The following is a 15,020-nucleotide window of genomic DNA, read 5'->3' as shown; positions in this document are numbered from 1 at the left end:
TCGCTACGGGCCTGCTCCCGGGAGTACGCGCTGCAGGCCCCATCCATGGGGCCTCAGCGCTTGACGGGCATCCATGCCCGTCACCTCCCTCCGCAGTCCCTTCGCTCGGCCTCCTGAAGTCGCAATCGGCGGTGCCTGAACTATCGCGCGCTTAAAAGCAAAAGCAAAAGCAAGAGCAAGAGCAAGAGCAAGAGCAAGAGCAAGAGCAAGAGCAAGAGCAAGAGCAAGAGCAAGAGCAAGAGCTGCTAGGTTATGGCTGGGAGGCAATGGCCTTTTCGATGGCTGCCCGGAACGCTGGATCATCCGGCTTGGTCAGGCTGGAGAAGTTACCTATCACCTTGCCTTTACGGTCCACCACGTACTTGTAGAAATTCCACTTCGGCGCACTGCTCTGGCTGGCAAGCTCCGCGAACAGCGGTATCGCATCCGCGCCCCGAACCGCCTGTGTCTTGGTCATGGTAAAGGTGACGCCATAGTTGGCATAACAAACCTTGGCAGTCTTCTCGCTGTCGGCGTCCTCCTGCTTGAAGTCATTGGAAGGCACACCAAGCATTTCCAGCCCTTGCTCGTGATATTCCTTGTAGGTCGCCTCAAGCCCCTCGAACTGCGGCGCGAAACCGCAGTAACTGGCCGTGTTGACCACCACCAGCGGCTTGCCTGCAAAGCGCTGGCACAGGTCCACCTGCCCCTTGCCCCGCAACTCTGGCAGGCTACCCTGCAACAACGCCGGGCAATCGGCAGCCCAGCTCGATGCGCCGGCAAGCAGGGCCAGCACCGGCACCGTCAACCAATGTGCACGCATGACTCGTTTCTCCCGCAAGACAATCCTTGAACTTGCAGGGTAGCGCCTAACAAACACTCATGCCCAGTTGCATCAACGCCATCCCGCCCTTGTGCCAGCCCCACCACACCAGCGCCAGCAACGACAGGGCGGCGAGGGCCAGTAGCCCTCGAACCAGGTAGCGGTTCATGCGGCCTGGGCCTGCAGGCGGGCAACCGGGCGTTCGCGCACGGGCCAGTTGAGGGCGGCAGCCAGCAGGCTGAGCAGGATGGAAATCTGCCAGACCATGTCGTAGCTGCCGGTGCGGTCATACACCACCCCGCCCAACCAACCGCCCAGGAAGGCACCCAGCTGGTGGAACAGGAAGACGATACCGCCAAGCATGGACAAGTTGCGCACGCCGAATACGGTAGCCACGGTGCCGTTGGTCAACGGCACCGTGGACAACCACAGCAGGCCCATGGCGATGCCGAACAGATAAGCACTGAATTCGGTCACCGGCGCCCAGAGGAACAGCACGATCACTACCGCACGCAGTAGGTACAGCCCGGTCAGCAGGCGCGGCTTGGACATGCGCCCGCCCAGCCAGCCGGCAGTGAAGGTACCGACGATATTGAAAAGGCCTACCAGCGCCAGCACCGTGGTGCCGGTGGTCGCGGCAAGATGCTGGTCGACCAGGTAGGCCGGCAGATGCACGCCAATGAACACCACCTGGAAACCACAAACGAAAAAGCCCAGCGCCAGCAACCAGAAGCCGGAGTGCGAGCAAGCCTCGCGCAAAGCCTGGCTCAGGGTCTGTTCGCCTCCATGAGTGGGCAGAGGCCGGTCGCGCAGCAGGCCGACGAAGGGCACGATCAGCGCCACCATCAGGCCCAGTACCAGCAACGCTGCGGACCAGCCCAGCCACTGAATAAGGCCGAGAGTGCCCGGCAACATTGCGAACTGGCCGAAAGAACCGGCAGCACTGGCAATGCCCATGGCCATGCTGCGCTTTTCCGCCGGCACGGCACGCCCGACCACGCCGAGGATGACCGAGAACGAGGTGCCGGACAGACCGATACCGATCAACAAGCCGGCACTCAGCGACAACGACCAGGCGGAGTCGGCCATGCCCATCAGCACCAACCCGGCAGCGTAGAGAATACCGCCAATGATCACCACCCGCGCCGCGCCCATGCGGTCGGCCAGGGCGCCGGCGAACGGTTGCGCCAGCCCCCAGATCAGGTTCTGCAAGGCAATGGCGAAGGCAAACACCTCACGCCCCCAGCCGAAGTCCGCGCTCATAGGCGCCAGGAACAGGCCGAAGCCGTGCCGCACACCCAGGGATAGCGCCAGGATCAGCGCTGCCCCCACCAATACCCACCCGCTGGTTCGCCACACCGAAGTCATTGTCGTTATCTCCAGCACATCGCAAGGTTTTACGGGTATATACCCGCTTATAGTCGTATCAATTTCAAGCCAGCTGATTCAGCAAACGGACCAGTTCATCCCGCTGCCCTGCCCCCAGCCGCTCCACCAACTCTGCCTGTGCCTGTTCCCAGGCCGGATGGGCCGCGTGCAGCAATTGGGTACCGGCCTCGGTCAGCAGCACCACGCGGTTGCGTTGGTCGTCACCATCGGCCAAGGCCACCAGCCCTTCAGCCTCCAGCACCCGCAGGTTGCGGCCCAGGGTACTGCGCTCCAGGCCCATGGCCTCCGCCAGGGTGGTGATACTGGGACGATCGAGCCGCTGCAGATGACGCAACAGGGAAAACTGGGCGACATTGACCCCAAAGCTGGCAAGGGCCTCGTCGTAATGCCGGCTCACCCCACGGGCGGCGCGACGCAGATGGGTGCAGATGCATTCACTGGTCAACATGGATACGTGTATATACCCGCGTCATGTGTGTTGCAAGAGTTTTCACGACTGCCAGACACCTCAGCCTGGGTTCAGCCGCTTGCGAATCGGCTCGAACTCCACCGTGGCCTTGCGCGGTTGCGGGTCTGGAGCGCCCTGCTCGATTGCCTGCCAATAGCGCCACGGCACCTTGGTCGAGCCCAGCTCGTAGTCCATGCCATCCCAGTTGTCTTCACGGAAGCTGTAGAAGGCCCAGTGCAACCGGTGGCGATCCAGCACGCTGAGCACGTCTTCCAGGTATTGCCGGCAGCCCGGCAGCCTGCGCATGCAGCCGAACTCGCCCACCACCAACCGAGAGCGGGGCACGTTCATGGCCGCGGCCCAATCCAGCGGCTGGCGCAGGTATTGCGCCACACGCTGGCCATCCCACTGCTGCGTCTGCCCCGCAAACGGTGCCGGGCCGGGATAGGCGATGGGTTGCTTGCGCGTCATGTTCGGTGCACTGGTCACCAGATAGGGCTCGTACATGTGCACGCTGTACAGCACCCGCTGGTCTTCCAGGGGAGCCGGCCAGTAACCGAAGGCGTCGGCGGCGGCGAACCAGCCGGCATCGAGCATGACCGGCGTGTCCGCGTCCTCCTCGCGAATGGCCGCTATCAACTGCCGATACAGGGCCGGCAGATCACGCGCAGTGCCCTGCTGCCCTGCATACCACTGCTGCATTTGCCCAGGGTTGGCATGCTCGGCCAGGCCACCGTGCTTCTCCGGGGCGGGCTCGTTGACCAGGTTGTAGGCGGCGATGGCCGGGTGACCTTTCAGCTCACGGGCCAGATCCCGCCAGAAGGCCGCAGACTGCAACCAGTAGCGTTTGTCCTGCCAGAGGCGGTCGTCGAACTGGCCCTGGTTGTTTTGCGACCAGCGCATGCCGGGTAACGAGAGCGGTGAGATGACCACCTTGAGGCCGGCCTGGTGGGCGCGGTCGAGGGTAGCTCGCAGCGTGGCCAGGTCGGCGGCAGGCAGGCCTTGGTAGGCATCGGCATCGCCGATGAGGAAATCGCGTTCCGCCGGCTGCCATTTGTCGTAGGACAGCCGCACCCAGGTCGCGCCATAACCGCTCAAGGCGTCGAAGTAGGCTTGGTCAGGTGGCAGCCGGTTGAAGCTGTTGCCACCGTGGCGGGGGGTGTTCCAGAAAGCCATGAGATCGGCGGCCACGGCGGCAGGCCCCATGGCCAACAAAAACGCAGCGAGAATGACATGACCCATGGTGCCGACACTCCTCGACAGTTTGCGGGAGGGGCAAGCATACGCCAGTGAAAAGATGCCGGTTATTGCTGAGTTTTTTCAGGAATTTACCGACACGTTAGGCTCAGAAACGCCCTACAGACACATCTGATTGCGCGGTCACTTGTAGGAGCGCCCTTTCGCGACACAAGGCCGCTCCTACAGGGCCCAGAGCAAGGCTCAGAGGCCCAACGCCAACCCCAGCACCACGGCCAGTTCGAGCAACTCCAGCATTGCACCAGCGGTATCGCCGGTAGTCCCGCCCAGGCGCCGGCACATCAGTTGTCGCAACCAGGCAAACACCGCCAACGCCAGTACCATGACCCACCCGCCCAGGACCAGGCAAAAAAGCACACAGCCCAGCAGCACCCAGCCGGCCGCATGCCGGGGCAGGTGCTCGGCCAGCGCCTGCCCCAAACCGCCCTGCCGTACATATGGCGTACTCAGGAACAGCCCGAGCATCGCCGCCCGCCCGATCAACGGTGCCAGTAGCAACTGTGCGCCAATGCCCTGCTCGACCAGCACCCACAAAGCGCAGAACTTCAGCAACAGCACCAGCACCAGGGTGACCACGGCAATCGGCCCGCTACGTGGGTCCTTCATGATCAGCAAGGTGCGTTCGCGGTCACCGAAACCGCCAAGCCAAGCGTCGGCGCTGTCCGCCAGGCCATCCAGGTGCAAGGCGCCACTGAGCAACACCCACAACGTGAGCAGCAGGGCCGCGTGCAGCGGCGCAGGCGTGCCCTGCAGCAGGTAGCTGGCCAGCCACAGCAACAGGCCGAACAGCAACCCGACCAGCGGGTAGCAGAGCAGCGAGCGCCCCACCTCACGCGGCGCCGGCATGCCCGGCAGACTCACCGGCAGGCTGCTGAGAAACTGCAAGGCAATCCACAACGGCAACATATCAGCGCCCCTCGACCCACTGGCCGTCGTCACCCGGCACCAATCGCATGAGCGCAGCGTGGCCGACTTCGACCTGCAGCAACTGCGCCCTTGGCAAACCACGGGCACGGGCCAGCAGCAGCCGCATCACGCCGCCATGGGTGACCAGCAGCACACGCTTGCCAGCATGCTGATGGCGCAGGCGCTCGACAGCCGCCAGCACACGCTCGGCGAACGCCTCGACCGGCTCGCCATTGGGCGGTGTAAACGCGTAAGGGTCCGCCCAGAAGCGCCCCAGCGCGTCCGCCTGGTCTTCCATGATCTGCGCCGCACTACGGCCCTCCCAGTCGCCAAAATGCAGCTCCTGCAATGCCGCTTCGCGCTGCACAGGCAGGTTCAGCCGCTCGCCCAGTTCCTCGGCAAAACGGGCACAGCGCTGCAGCGGCGAACTGACCAGCACCTCCCACGGGCCGGCTTCGGCCACGGCTTGACGCATCTGCGCCCAGCCCTTGTCGGTCAAGGCATCATCAAGGCTGCCACGCAAGCCGCCCTGTTCGGTTTCGCCATGGCGTAGCAGGTCGAGAATCATGCCGGGCGGTCCGCCACAGCAGCCTCGGCAAAGGTCGCCATCTGCCCGTGCAACGCACAGGCCAGGCGCAACAGCGGCACGGCCAGGGCAGCCCCACTGCCCTCGCCCAGGCGCAGGCCCAGGGCCAGCAACGGCTCGGCCTGCAAGGCGTCGAGCAAGGCTTTGTGCCCAGGCTCTGCGCCTTGGTGGGCGAACAGCAACCAGGCCCGGCACTGCGAGTTGAGGCGCACCGCCAGCAGCGCGGCGACACTGCAGATGAAGCCGTCCACCAGTACCGCGATACCCGCCTGCGCGCAGCCAATGTAGGCACCGGCCAAGGCCGCGATCTCGAAACCACCGACACAGCCCAGTGCCTGCAATGGATCATTGGCGCTAAGGCCATGCAGGTTCAACGCACGCTCGATGACCTCGGCCTTGTGCCGCACCCCGGCGTGGTCCAGGCCGGTACCCGGGCCACTCAATTCAGCCGGTGGGCAGCCGAGCAACACGCTGGCCAGGGCAGCGGCAGCCGTGGTGTTGCCAATACCCATCTCGCCCCCGATGAACAGCTGCGCGCCCTGTTCGGCGGCGCGCAGGGCACTATCGCGACCGGCCTGCAGGGCGGCCTGCAGCTGGCCCTCGGTCATCGCCGGCTGGCGGGCGAAGTTGGCGGTACCGGCGCCAAGGCGCAGGTGGCGCACGCCAGGCAGTTCCAGGTGGGGGTCGATGGTGCCCAGGTCGACCACTTCCAGACTCGCCTGCAGCTGGCGCGCCAGCACGCTGATTGCCGCGCCACCACCGACGAAGTTGCGCAGCATCTGCCCGGTCACCGCTTGCGGGTAGGCCGAGATGCCTTCCTCGACCACGCCGTGGTCACCGGCAAAAATGCTGATTGCGGCGTTATCCAAGGTCGGCCGTTCACACCCCTGCAGGCCGGCCAGCTGAATGGCCAATCCTTCCAGTTGGCCTAGCGAACCGGCAGGTTTGGTCAGCTGCTGCTGACGGGCGCGGGCCTGGTCCATGGCGGCGTTGTCGAGAGGTTGGCAGGCGTCACGCCACCAGGCTTGGGTCATAGTGCAGGTCCTTTGAGCATTAGGGGCAGGCCGGCCACAGTCAGCACCACGCGCTGACAGCGTTCGGCCACGGCCTGGTGCAACCAGCCGGCCAGGTCGACATAGCGACGAGTCAGCTCGCCCATGGGCACGACGCCCAGGCCGGTTTCATTACTGACCAGGATGACCGTGCCCGGCAACTGTTCCAGGCAGGCCAGCAGCGCATCACGCTCCTCGGCCAGGCGCTGGTCGTCTTCGAGCATCAGCAGGTTGGTCAGCCACAGGGTCAGGCAATCCACCAGCAGGCAGCGCCCTTCGGCTGCTTCGGCGCGCAGTACCGCGGCCAGGGCCAGGGGTTCCTCGATCAACCCCCAGTCATCGGGGCGACGCTGGCGATGCAGCAGCACGCGTTCGTTCATTTCACCATCCAGCGGCTGGCTGGTGGCGATGTAGGTCACCGGCAGGCCACTGGCGCTGGCCAGCTGTTCGGCCAGGCGGCTCTTGCCCGAGCGGGCGCCGCCGAGGATCAGGTTGAGCATGTCAGGCCACCCCACAGAGCTGGCGCAGGCGCGCGGTGTCCAGGTGCTTTTCCACCAGGTCGGCCAGGCGCTCGATATCGCGTTCGCGCAGGGCCTGGTAATCGACGGCCTGCACATCATCCAGCCCAGCCCAGCGCAGCAGCGCCGCGCACGACTGGCTGCCTTCAAACAGGCCGTGCAGGTAGGTGACAAGTATCTGGCCATCAGCGCTGACAGCACCATCGCAACGGCCATCGGCAAGTTGCACGGCTGGCTGCTCCAGGGCAGGCCCCGTGGTGACGCCGGCATGGATTTCATAACCGGCAACCGGGACTGCTTCCAGGTTCAGCGTGCCGGCAATGTTGCGCAGTTGCTTCTCGGCTTCGAGCACCGTGGCGTAATCGAGCAGGCCAAGCCCCGGGCTGGAGCCGGCGGCCCCCTCGAGACCAAGCGGGTCATGCACTTCGCGGCCCAGCATCTGCAGGCCGCCGCAGATCCCGATCAGCTTGCCGCCATAGCGCAGGTGCCGGTCTATGGCCTTGTCCCAACCGCGCTCACGCAGTTGCGCCAGGTCGCCGCGCACACTCTTGGAACCCGGCAGGATGATCAGGTCGGCGGCCGGGATCGGCTGGCCAGGGCCGATGAACTGCAGGTCCACCTGGGGGTGCAGGCGCAGTGGGTCGAAGTCGGTGTGGTTGCTGATACGCGGCAGCACCGGGACGATCACCTTGAGCACGCGCTCGGCCTTTGCCCCCTGGCGTGCATCGATGCCGTCTTCGGCTTCCAGATGCAGGTCGTTTACATACGGCAGCACGCCCAGTACCGGTTTGCCGGTGCGCTGTTCCAGCCAGTCCAGCCCCGGCTGCAGCAAGGCGATGTCGCCGCGGAAGCGGTTTATGACAAAGCCCTTTACCCGCGCCTGCTCACTGGGCGACAGCAGTTCCAGGGTGCCGACGAGATGAGCGAACACACCACCACGATTGATGTCGGCAACCAGGATCACCGGGCAGTCCACCGCTTCGGCAAAACCCATGTTGGCAATGTCACCGGCACGCAGGTTGATCTCTGCCGGCGAGCCCGCGCCTTCGACCATGACCACCGGCCAGGCAGCACTCAGACGCTGGTGCGAAGCCAGCACCGCCTGCATGGCGATGGCCTTGTAGTCGTGGTAGGCCACCGCGTTCATGCTGGTGACGGCACGGCCATGGATGATCACCTGGGCGCCGGTGTCGCTGTTGGGCTTGAGCAGCACCGGGTTCATGTCGGTGTGTGGTTGCAGCCGGCAGGCCTGGGCCTGCACCGCCTGGGCCCGGCCGATTTCACCGCCATCGGCGGTCACCGCGCTGTTCAGCGCCATGTTCTGCGGCTTGAACGGCACCACGCCGACGCCCTGGCGCAACAGCCAGCGGCACAGTGCGGTCACCAGCGTGCTCTTGCCGGCGTCGGAGGTGGTGCCTTGCACCATGAGGGTGGTCATGCCGTTTCCTTCTGATAGGCCGCCAGGGCTTGGGCCAGGCGCTGTTCGTCCGCCGCACAGGCTGGCAGCCCCAGGCGTATCGCCTGCGGCTGCTCGAACAGCCGCACCAAGATGCCGCGGCGGGCGAGAAAGTCATGCAGTTGCGCAGCGTGCTCGCTGCGTACGTACTGGAACAGACCGCAACCACCGCTGGGCGCCAGGCCAGCGCTGCGCAACAGCATAACCAGCCGCTGGCTGGCGGCAGCGCAGCGTTCGACCTGCACACGCTGGGCGGCGTGGTCGGCCAGGCTGGCCTGGGCCAGCACCCGGGTCGGGCCGTTGACAGTCCACGGGCCGAGCAACTCGGCCAGGCGCTGCAGCAGGCTGCGTTCGGCGGCAACGAACCCCAGGCGCACGCCGGCCAGGCCGAAAAACTTGCCGAACGAGCGCAGCACGATCAGCCCCGGGCGCTCGGCACAATCGACCACGCTTTCTGCCGGGGTGTTGTCCATGAACGCTTCATCGACCAGCAGCCAGCCACCACGGGCGGCCAGGCGCATGTGCCAATCCAGCAGGCGTTCACGCGGCACCCGGCGGCCGGTAGGGTTGTTGGGGTTCACCAGCACCAGTACGTCGAGGCTGTCGAGCGTCGCCTCGACCTGCGCTTCATCCAGCTCCAGCAACTGGTGCCCCGCCCGTTGCCAGGCGTATGGATGCTCGGCATAGCATGGCGTCAACACCCCTACCCGGCCGGCTGCGCGCAACAGCGGCAAGGCCTGGATCGCGGCCTGGGAACCGGCCACCGCCAGCAATTGGCGGGCGCCGTAATACGCACGCGCGGCGTCCTCCAGGCCGTCCTCGGTCTCCGGCAGGCGCGCCCAGGCCTCCATGGGGATCGGTGGAATCGGGAAAGGCCATGGCGCAATGCCGCTGGACAGGTCGAGCCACTGCTCGCGGGCGATGCCGTATTGCCGTACCGCCCGCAGCAGGCGGCCTCCGTGTTCAAGCATTGATATAGGCCCCCAGGCAGATCACCAGCAGCCACAGCCATACGCCGCGCTGCACCAGGCCCCAGCCGCGCTCGATGGCGTCGGCGTCGGCCATTGGCCCGTCACCCAGGCGTGGCCGCTCATGCAGCTCGCCGTGGTACACCGCCGGGCCACCGAGTTCCACCCCTAACGCACCAGCACCGGCGGCCATCACCGGCCCGGCATTGGGGCTGTCCCACAGCGGGCCCTGCTTGCGCCAGCAGGCCAGGGCCAGGCGGGTCTTGCCCAGCAGCGCGTAGGTCAACGCCACCAGCCTGGCGGGAATATAGTTGAGCACATCATCGACACGCGCCGCACACCAGCCGAAGCGTTCGAAGCGCTCGTTGCGGTAGCCCCACATGGCGTCCAGGGTGTTGCTCAGGCGGTACAGCACCACGCCCGGCGCGCCGGCGACCACGAACCAGAACAGCGCGGCGAATACCGCATCGCTGCCATTCTCCAGCACCGACTCGGTGGCCGCCCGGGCAACCGCAGGTTCGTCCAGTTCGCGGGTTTCGCGGCTGACCAGGTAGCCCACACGGCGCCGCGCTTCTTGCAGGTCACCCTGGCGCAAGGCACTGGCCACCGGCAACACATGTTCGCCCAGGCTGCGCAGCCCGACGGCGCAGTACAGCGCCAGCACGTCGACCAGCCAGCCGATATACGGCAGCCAGGAGAGGATCAGTGCCACCAGAGTAAGCGGCACCACGGCCAGGAACCATGCGCTCACCCCATGGCTGCGCCAGCCGCGCCCACCGGCATTCAGGCGGCGTTCGAGGTTACTGGCCATGTTGCCGAAGGCTACCAGCGGATGGCGCCGCTGCGGTTCGCCCAGCAAGGCATCCAGGGCCACCCCGGCCACAGTCAGCAAGGCCACGCTCATTGGCGCTCTCCCCATTGGTTCTCAAAGAGCATTTCACTCAAGGGCCGTTCCTCGGCCCAGTTTTCCAGCACCAGCATCGGTGCCGGGTAGAACTCGGTCACCGGCCCCAGGCACAGCACCGCGACCGGCTTGGCCCCGGTTGGCATACCCAGCAGCGCCGCCAGCGCCTGCGGGTCGAACAGCGACACCCAACCCATGCCAAGGCCTTCGCCACGGGCTGCCAGCCAAAGGTTCTGGATGGCGCAGGCCAGCGAGGCCAGGTCCATTTCCGGCAGGGTGCGGCGGCCGAAGATATGCGGCTCGCGGTTGTCCATCAGGGCGGCCACCAGCAACTCGGCGCAGTCATTGATGCCTTCCACCTTCAGTTTCATGAAGGCGTCGGAGCGTTCGCCCAAGGCTTCGGCGGTACGCACCCGCTCTGCTTCCACCAACGCCTGGATGCGCGCACGCAAATCGCGCCGGGTGATGCGGATGAAACGCCAGGGCTGCATCAACCCGACGCTCGGCGCCTGGTGCGCGGCAGCCAACAGGCGGCCCAGCAGTTCCGGGGCTACCTCGCCACCGGCGAAATGGCGCATGTCACGGCGTTCACCGATGGCCCGATAGATCGCGGCGCGCTCGGCGTCGCTGTAGGCGTGTTCGCTCATGGTCGCAACAGCGCCGCCGCCGCATCAGGGTTGGAGGGAAAGTAGAAGTGCACGTAGGAAGCCGTCAGCCGACCCAGGCGGTACACCGCTTCGTTGCCGCGCCCGCCGTTGGGGCTCAGGCCACGTGCGATCGGCTCCAGTACGGTACTGGTCAGCGAATGGTGATAGGTATGACCGCGCAGGGTGCCCTCAGGCAGTTCCACCGCCTGCAGGGCCAAGGCAGCCAGGCGCTTCTGCATGGTCGCTTCGCCCGGCAGCAGGCCGAGCAGCTCGGCACGCTCGCCGGCCACGTCGGTCAGGGCATCAAGCAGGTACAGCATGCCGCCGCACTCTGCCAGCAACGGTTTGCCCTGGGCGTGATGGGCACGGATCGCCTCGCTCATCGGCGCGTTGGCAGCCAGGGCGTGGTGGTGCAGTTCGGGATAACCGCCCGGCAGATACAGGCTGTCCACTGCTGGTAGTTCGCGGTCATGCAGCGGCGAGAAAAACTCCAGCTGCGCGCCCAGGTTGCGCAGCAGGTCGAGGTTGGCGCCATAGGTGAAGGCAAAGGCCTCGTCCCGCGCCACGCCAATGCGCACACCGGTCAACGAGGCGACACTGGCTTGCGGCTCGGGTTCGGCAAAGGTCACTGGCGGCGGCAAGGCGGCATCGCAACTGGCGCCAAGCGCCTCGGCAGCGGCATCCAGGCGAGCGTCCAGGTCGTTCAGCTCGCTGGCCTGGACCAGCCCCAGGTGGCGGCTGGGTAGCTCTATACCGCGCTCGCGGGACAAGCCGCCATACCAGCGCAGGCCTTCGGTCAGGCTACCTTCCAGCAGTTGCGCGTGGCGCAGGCTGCCCACCCGGTTGGCCAACACACCGGCAAACGGCAGGTCCGCCTGGTAGCGTGCCAGGCCCAGGGCCAGCGCGCCGAAGGTCTGGGCCATGGCCGTGCCGTCGATCACCGCCAGCACCGGCACGCCGAAGTGGCGCGCCAGGTCGGCGCTGGACGGCGTGCCGTCGAACAGCCCCATCACCCCTTCGATCAGGATCAGGTCGGCCTCGCCGGCGGCTTCCCACAGCAGGCGGCGGCTTTCCTCGGCGCCGATCATCCACAGGTCGAGCTGGTACACCGGCGCGCCGCTGGCCCGTTCGAGGATCATCGGGTCGAGGAAGTCGGGCCCGCACTTGAACACCCGGACCTTGCGCCCGAGGTTGCGGTGCAGCCGGGCCAAGGCAGCGGTGACAGTGGTCTTGCCCTGGCCTGAGGCCGGCGCCGCGATCAGCACGGCAGGGCACTGGCGCGGCTGGCTCACAGTTCCACGCCCTTCTGTGCACGGATACCGGCCTGGAACGCGTGCTTGAGCATGCCCATTTCGGTCACGGTGTCGGCCAGCTCGATCATCTCGGGTTTCGCGGCACGGCCAGTGACGATCACGTGCTGCATCGGTGGGCGGGCCTGGATGTCGGACAGCACCTGGTCAAGGTCGAGGTAGCCGTGCTTGAGGGCGATGTTCAGTTCATCGAGCACCACGAACTGCACGCTCGGGTCTTGCAGCAACTGGCGCGACACGGCCCAGGCGGCTTCGGCGGCGGCGATGTCGCGCTGGCGATCCTGGGTTTCCCAGGTAAAGCCCTCGCCCATCACGTGGTAGCGCACCTGCTCGGGGAAACGGCGGAAGAACAGCTCTTCGCCGGTGCTGTTGCGGCCTTTGATGAACTGCACCACACCGCATTGCATGCCATGGCCCAGTGCGCGCGCGAGCATACCGAAGGCCGAGCTGCTCTTGCCCTTGCCATTGCCGGTCAGTACCAGCAGCAGGCCGCATTCGTTGGGGGAATTGGCGATGCGTTCGTCGATGATCGCCTTCTTGCGCTGCATGCGCGCCAGGTGGCGTTCGTCGCGTTCGGTGGATTCGCTCATCAGGGTTCTCCGCTGGCTGGCGCCCGCGGCAACGCGCGGCGACAGATAAAAGGCGGGCAGACGGAGAACGCGCAGGGGCCGTGGCCGTAGGCAACGGTGCACCGCGCATCACCCTCCGTGATGCCGTTGGCAGTATCAGGCCGGTCTCCGGGCTTGTGAGCGGGCCTTGGCCCAGGCCTGCGCGCCTTCCCGGGTGCTTGCACCCAGTGGCCCTGCGCGGCCGCGACTCACCTACCGTTGCGGGGGCAGCGCCGGAATCGCGCCATGCTGGCACCCACCGGCTTCCCAGTTTCACCCTGCCCAGTCGGGGCTGGCAGGGCACCTGAAACACGCGCGAAGGTTAGAGGGTTGCACCGGGAGCGTCAATCGAAGCGGGCCGCTTTGCAGCCGAACAGGCTCCGCCTGGGTAATGGCCAATTCACCTTGTTGTGCCACACTGAATACAGTGATATCACATAGCCATCACTTTCAGCTGAACGCGATCACAACTACAACAGGAGAGCGCAGCATGCGAGGCCAGATCATCAACAACCCGCGCCTGGAGTTTCTCGCCCCGGTGCTGGAGCGATGGGGCGACTGTATCGACCGCTTCAACCAGTTTGCCGGCGATGCCGAAGCCCCTTACTGGCATGGCGCCGCCGCCAATACCGGGCTGCTTGCCGCAGCGGCCTGGCAAGCCGAACTGGCGGCGCTGCAGCAGTTTGCCGGCAAGAAGCAGCGCGACGAAGGTGAACACGAAGGGCGCTGCGACCTGTCGATCAGCAGTGCCGATGAAGCGCTGTACCTCAGTGTCAGTCAGCGCTGGCCAAGAATCGCTCGGCTGGACATGGCCGACGCCCTGCAGCAGACCACTGCCCTGGCGCGCCAGGTGGCCTACCCCAGCCAGTTGAAAGCTGGTGCGCTGTTCATCAGCCCGTGGAAGGCTGGCCAGCATGCCAGCCCCGAGGAACTGCAGGACCTGGTCGACGATCTGCAGAAACATACCGCCTGTGCCATCGCCTGGTACTTCCCGTATGCCTACCGCAAGTTGCACAACGAGCTGGGGCAGTATTTCCCGGGGGTGGCGTTGTTGCTCAAGCAGGCTTGAAGCAACTTCGGCTCAGGCCGGGCGACGTGGCTTCTGTGGGAGCGGGCGTGCCCGCGAAGAACCCAACGCGGTGGCTGGCACCGGCTGCGCCGGTGTTCGCGGGCGCGCCCGCTCCCACAGAGCCCCTGCTAAATCTTTCAGTTATATGCGGCTCCATGAGAGCGCGGCCCAGATCAGCTTTGGCTTTTCTTCCATCAGGCCGTCGATGGTCAGGTCCCGCGCATAGCCGATCAATTCCGAGGCTTGTTCGCGGGCGTTCTGGCAGGAGATGCCGGGTTCGATGCGGAACAGGGGGTGGGTCTGGTTTTCACCTTGAAAGAATATGGTTTTGCCGACTGTGCATATCGTGTCTTCGGTGGTCATTTAAGGCTCCTGTCGTAGTGAAGCGACCACCAACCGCGGCTAAACAGTATGGTGGCAGCTGTACGTGGGTTAGCCGACCGGGACGTCAGGCACCCGGCGCACCCGCAGGTGCCCCGCGCACAGCCGCCATAAGGCGTCAATGCCGATTACTCGGTATTGCTCAGCTGCGGTGTCTGACGATTTCGGGCGGCTAACCCGGTCATTGAAGGTCAACGACATGCCGAGACTAGAGGCCGCATTTGGCACGCGCAACGGAGAATAGGTGTTAAGAGTATCTTTGGGAAACGGCCTACAAGAAAGGTGTTAAATCTGATTCTTGGTCTCGCCCCGACGCCACCTTTGCAACAGCAGCGCATCTCACTGGCACATTGAGTCACCACCAGACCTGCATGCTCTTGCTCTTGCTCTTGCTCTTGCTCTTGCTCTTGCCCTTGCCCTTGCCCTTGCTCTTGCTCTTGCTCTTGCTCTTGCTCTTGCTCTTGCTCTTGCTCTTGCTCTTGCTCTTGCTCTTGCTCTTGCTCTTGCTCTTGCTCTTGCTCTTGATCTTGATCTTGATCTTGATCTTGATCTTGATCTTGATCTTCGCGACTTCAGGAGGCCGAGCAGAGGTCTTGCGGAGGGAGGTGACGGGCATGGATGCCCGTCAAGCGCTGAGGCCCCATGGATGGGGCCTGCAGCGCGTACTCCCGGGAGCAAGACCGGCGCGAGGGAACCCCGTAGCGTAGCGGAGGGGCCGG

At 65.4% G+C, this 15,020-nt stretch carries 18 protein-coding genes and 1 riboswitch; of the genes, 1 reads left to right on the top strand and 17 read right to left on the bottom strand.

From position 1 onward, the window contains the following. Positions 1-250 precede the first annotated feature (250 nt). The 15 genes from WM94_RS23895 to cobO form a co-directional block, all read right to left on the bottom strand. Positions 251-802 (bottom strand): glutathione peroxidase, encoded by a 552-nt coding sequence (locus tag WM94_RS23895; protein WP_039615355.1) that lies wholly within the window; start codon positions 800-802, stop codon positions 251-253. A 46-nt stretch (positions 803-848) separates the two neighbouring features. After that, positions 849-971 carry a hypothetical protein gene (locus WM94_RS30935; RefSeq protein ID WP_023662692.1) on the bottom strand — a complete coding sequence of 41 codons (123 nt, stop codon included), beginning with the start codon at positions 969-971 and terminating at the stop codon, positions 849-851. After that, positions 968-2,170, bottom strand: a complete 1,203-nt coding sequence (locus WM94_RS23890) for an MFS transporter (protein WP_061552263.1) — start codon at positions 2,168-2,170, stop codon at positions 968-970. The genes WM94_RS30935 and WM94_RS23890 overlap by 4 nt, the downstream gene beginning before the upstream one ends. Positions 2,171-2,234: 64 nt before the next feature. Further along, a complete protein-coding gene (locus tag WM94_RS23885) occupies positions 2,235-2,639 on the bottom strand; it encodes a MarR family winged helix-turn-helix transcriptional regulator (protein WP_013971386.1) in 405 nt (134 codons plus the stop codon). Between the two features lie 60 nt (positions 2,640-2,699). Then, positions 2,700-3,815 (bottom strand): glycoside hydrolase family 5 protein, encoded by a 1,116-nt coding sequence (locus tag WM94_RS23880; RefSeq protein ID WP_218188728.1) that lies wholly within the window; start codon positions 3,813-3,815, stop codon positions 2,700-2,702. A 264-nt stretch (positions 3,816-4,079) separates the two neighbouring features. Beyond that, on the bottom strand, positions 4,080-4,802 hold the full coding sequence (locus WM94_RS23875; protein ID WP_061552261.1) for an adenosylcobinamide-GDP ribazoletransferase: 723 nt from the start codon (positions 4,800-4,802) through the stop codon (positions 4,080-4,082). A 1-nt stretch (position 4,803) separates the two neighbouring features. Continuing rightward, positions 4,804-5,370 (bottom strand): histidine phosphatase family protein, encoded by a 567-nt coding sequence (locus WM94_RS23870; protein WP_061552260.1) that lies wholly within the window; start codon positions 5,368-5,370, stop codon positions 4,804-4,806. Continuing rightward, on the bottom strand, positions 5,367-6,422 hold the full coding sequence (cobT, locus tag WM94_RS23865; protein WP_061552259.1) for a nicotinate-nucleotide--dimethylbenzimidazole phosphoribosyltransferase: 1,056 nt from the start codon (positions 6,420-6,422) through the stop codon (positions 5,367-5,369). The genes WM94_RS23870 and cobT overlap by 4 nt, the downstream gene beginning before the upstream one ends. After that, positions 6,419-6,940 (bottom strand): bifunctional adenosylcobinamide kinase/adenosylcobinamide-phosphate guanylyltransferase, encoded by a 522-nt coding sequence (cobU, locus tag WM94_RS23860; protein WP_013971381.1) that lies wholly within the window; start codon positions 6,938-6,940, stop codon positions 6,419-6,421. The genes cobT and cobU overlap by 4 nt, the downstream gene beginning before the upstream one ends. A 1-nt stretch (position 6,941) precedes the next feature. Then, positions 6,942-8,396 (bottom strand): cobyric acid synthase, encoded by a 1,455-nt coding sequence (locus WM94_RS23855; protein ID WP_061552258.1) that lies wholly within the window; start codon positions 8,394-8,396, stop codon positions 6,942-6,944. Beyond that, the gene (gene cobD / locus WM94_RS23850; protein ID WP_061552257.1) at positions 8,393-9,385 is read right to left on the bottom strand and encodes a threonine-phosphate decarboxylase CobD; all 993 of its coding nucleotides are present in this window, start codon (positions 9,383-9,385) and stop codon (positions 8,393-8,395) included. Before cobD ends, WM94_RS23855 begins: the two co-directional genes overlap by 4 nt. Further along, positions 9,378-10,286 carry an adenosylcobinamide-phosphate synthase CbiB gene (gene cbiB / locus WM94_RS23845; RefSeq protein WP_015269245.1) on the bottom strand — a complete coding sequence of 303 codons (909 nt, stop codon included), beginning with the start codon at positions 10,284-10,286 and terminating at the stop codon, positions 9,378-9,380. Before cbiB ends, cobD begins: the two co-directional genes overlap by 8 nt. Continuing rightward, positions 10,283-10,933, bottom strand: coding sequence for a 5,6-dimethylbenzimidazole synthase (bluB, locus tag WM94_RS23840; protein ID WP_039615363.1), 651 nt, complete (start codon positions 10,931-10,933; stop codon positions 10,283-10,285). Before bluB ends, cbiB begins: the two co-directional genes overlap by 4 nt. Continuing rightward, on the bottom strand, positions 10,930-12,225 hold the full coding sequence (locus WM94_RS23835; RefSeq protein ID WP_061552256.1) for a cobyrinate a,c-diamide synthase: 1,296 nt from the start codon (positions 12,223-12,225) through the stop codon (positions 10,930-10,932). The genes bluB and WM94_RS23835 overlap by 4 nt, the downstream gene beginning before the upstream one ends. Next, positions 12,222-12,833 carry a cob(I)yrinic acid a,c-diamide adenosyltransferase gene (gene cobO / locus WM94_RS23830; RefSeq protein WP_013971375.1) on the bottom strand — a complete coding sequence of 204 codons (612 nt, stop codon included), beginning with the start codon at positions 12,831-12,833 and terminating at the stop codon, positions 12,222-12,224. Before cobO ends, WM94_RS23835 begins: the two co-directional genes overlap by 4 nt. Positions 12,834-12,953: 120 nt before the next feature. Next, positions 12,954-13,174, bottom strand: a riboswitch (cobalamin riboswitch). 167 nt (positions 13,175-13,341) lie between these two features. Between cobO and WM94_RS23825 the strand changes: the two genes are divergently transcribed. Next, complete coding sequence (locus tag WM94_RS23825; protein ID WP_015269242.1) at positions 13,342-13,920, top strand: hypothetical protein; 579 nt, start codon at positions 13,342-13,344, stop codon at positions 13,918-13,920. 141 nt (positions 13,921-14,061) lie between these two features. On the opposite strand, the gene WM94_RS23820 is transcribed toward WM94_RS23825, so the two are convergent. Then, positions 14,062-14,283 carry a DUF3077 domain-containing protein gene (locus WM94_RS23820; RefSeq protein ID WP_061552255.1) on the bottom strand — a complete coding sequence of 74 codons (222 nt, stop codon included), beginning with the start codon at positions 14,281-14,283 and terminating at the stop codon, positions 14,062-14,064. Between the two features lie 373 nt (positions 14,284-14,656). Next, the gene (locus WM94_RS30540; RefSeq protein ID WP_061552254.1) at positions 14,657-14,917 is read right to left on the bottom strand and encodes a hypothetical protein; all 261 of its coding nucleotides are present in this window, start codon (positions 14,915-14,917) and stop codon (positions 14,657-14,659) included. Between the last annotated feature and the right edge of the window lie 103 nt (positions 14,918-15,020).

The organism is Pseudomonas sp. ABFPK, assembly GCF_001586765.1.
GTDB classification, from domain to species: domain Bacteria; phylum Pseudomonadota; class Gammaproteobacteria; order Pseudomonadales; family Pseudomonadaceae; genus Aquipseudomonas; species Aquipseudomonas asiatica.
The sequence above is the reverse complement of the archived record's forward strand: the minus strand, read 5'-3'. Positions and strand labels throughout refer to the sequence as shown.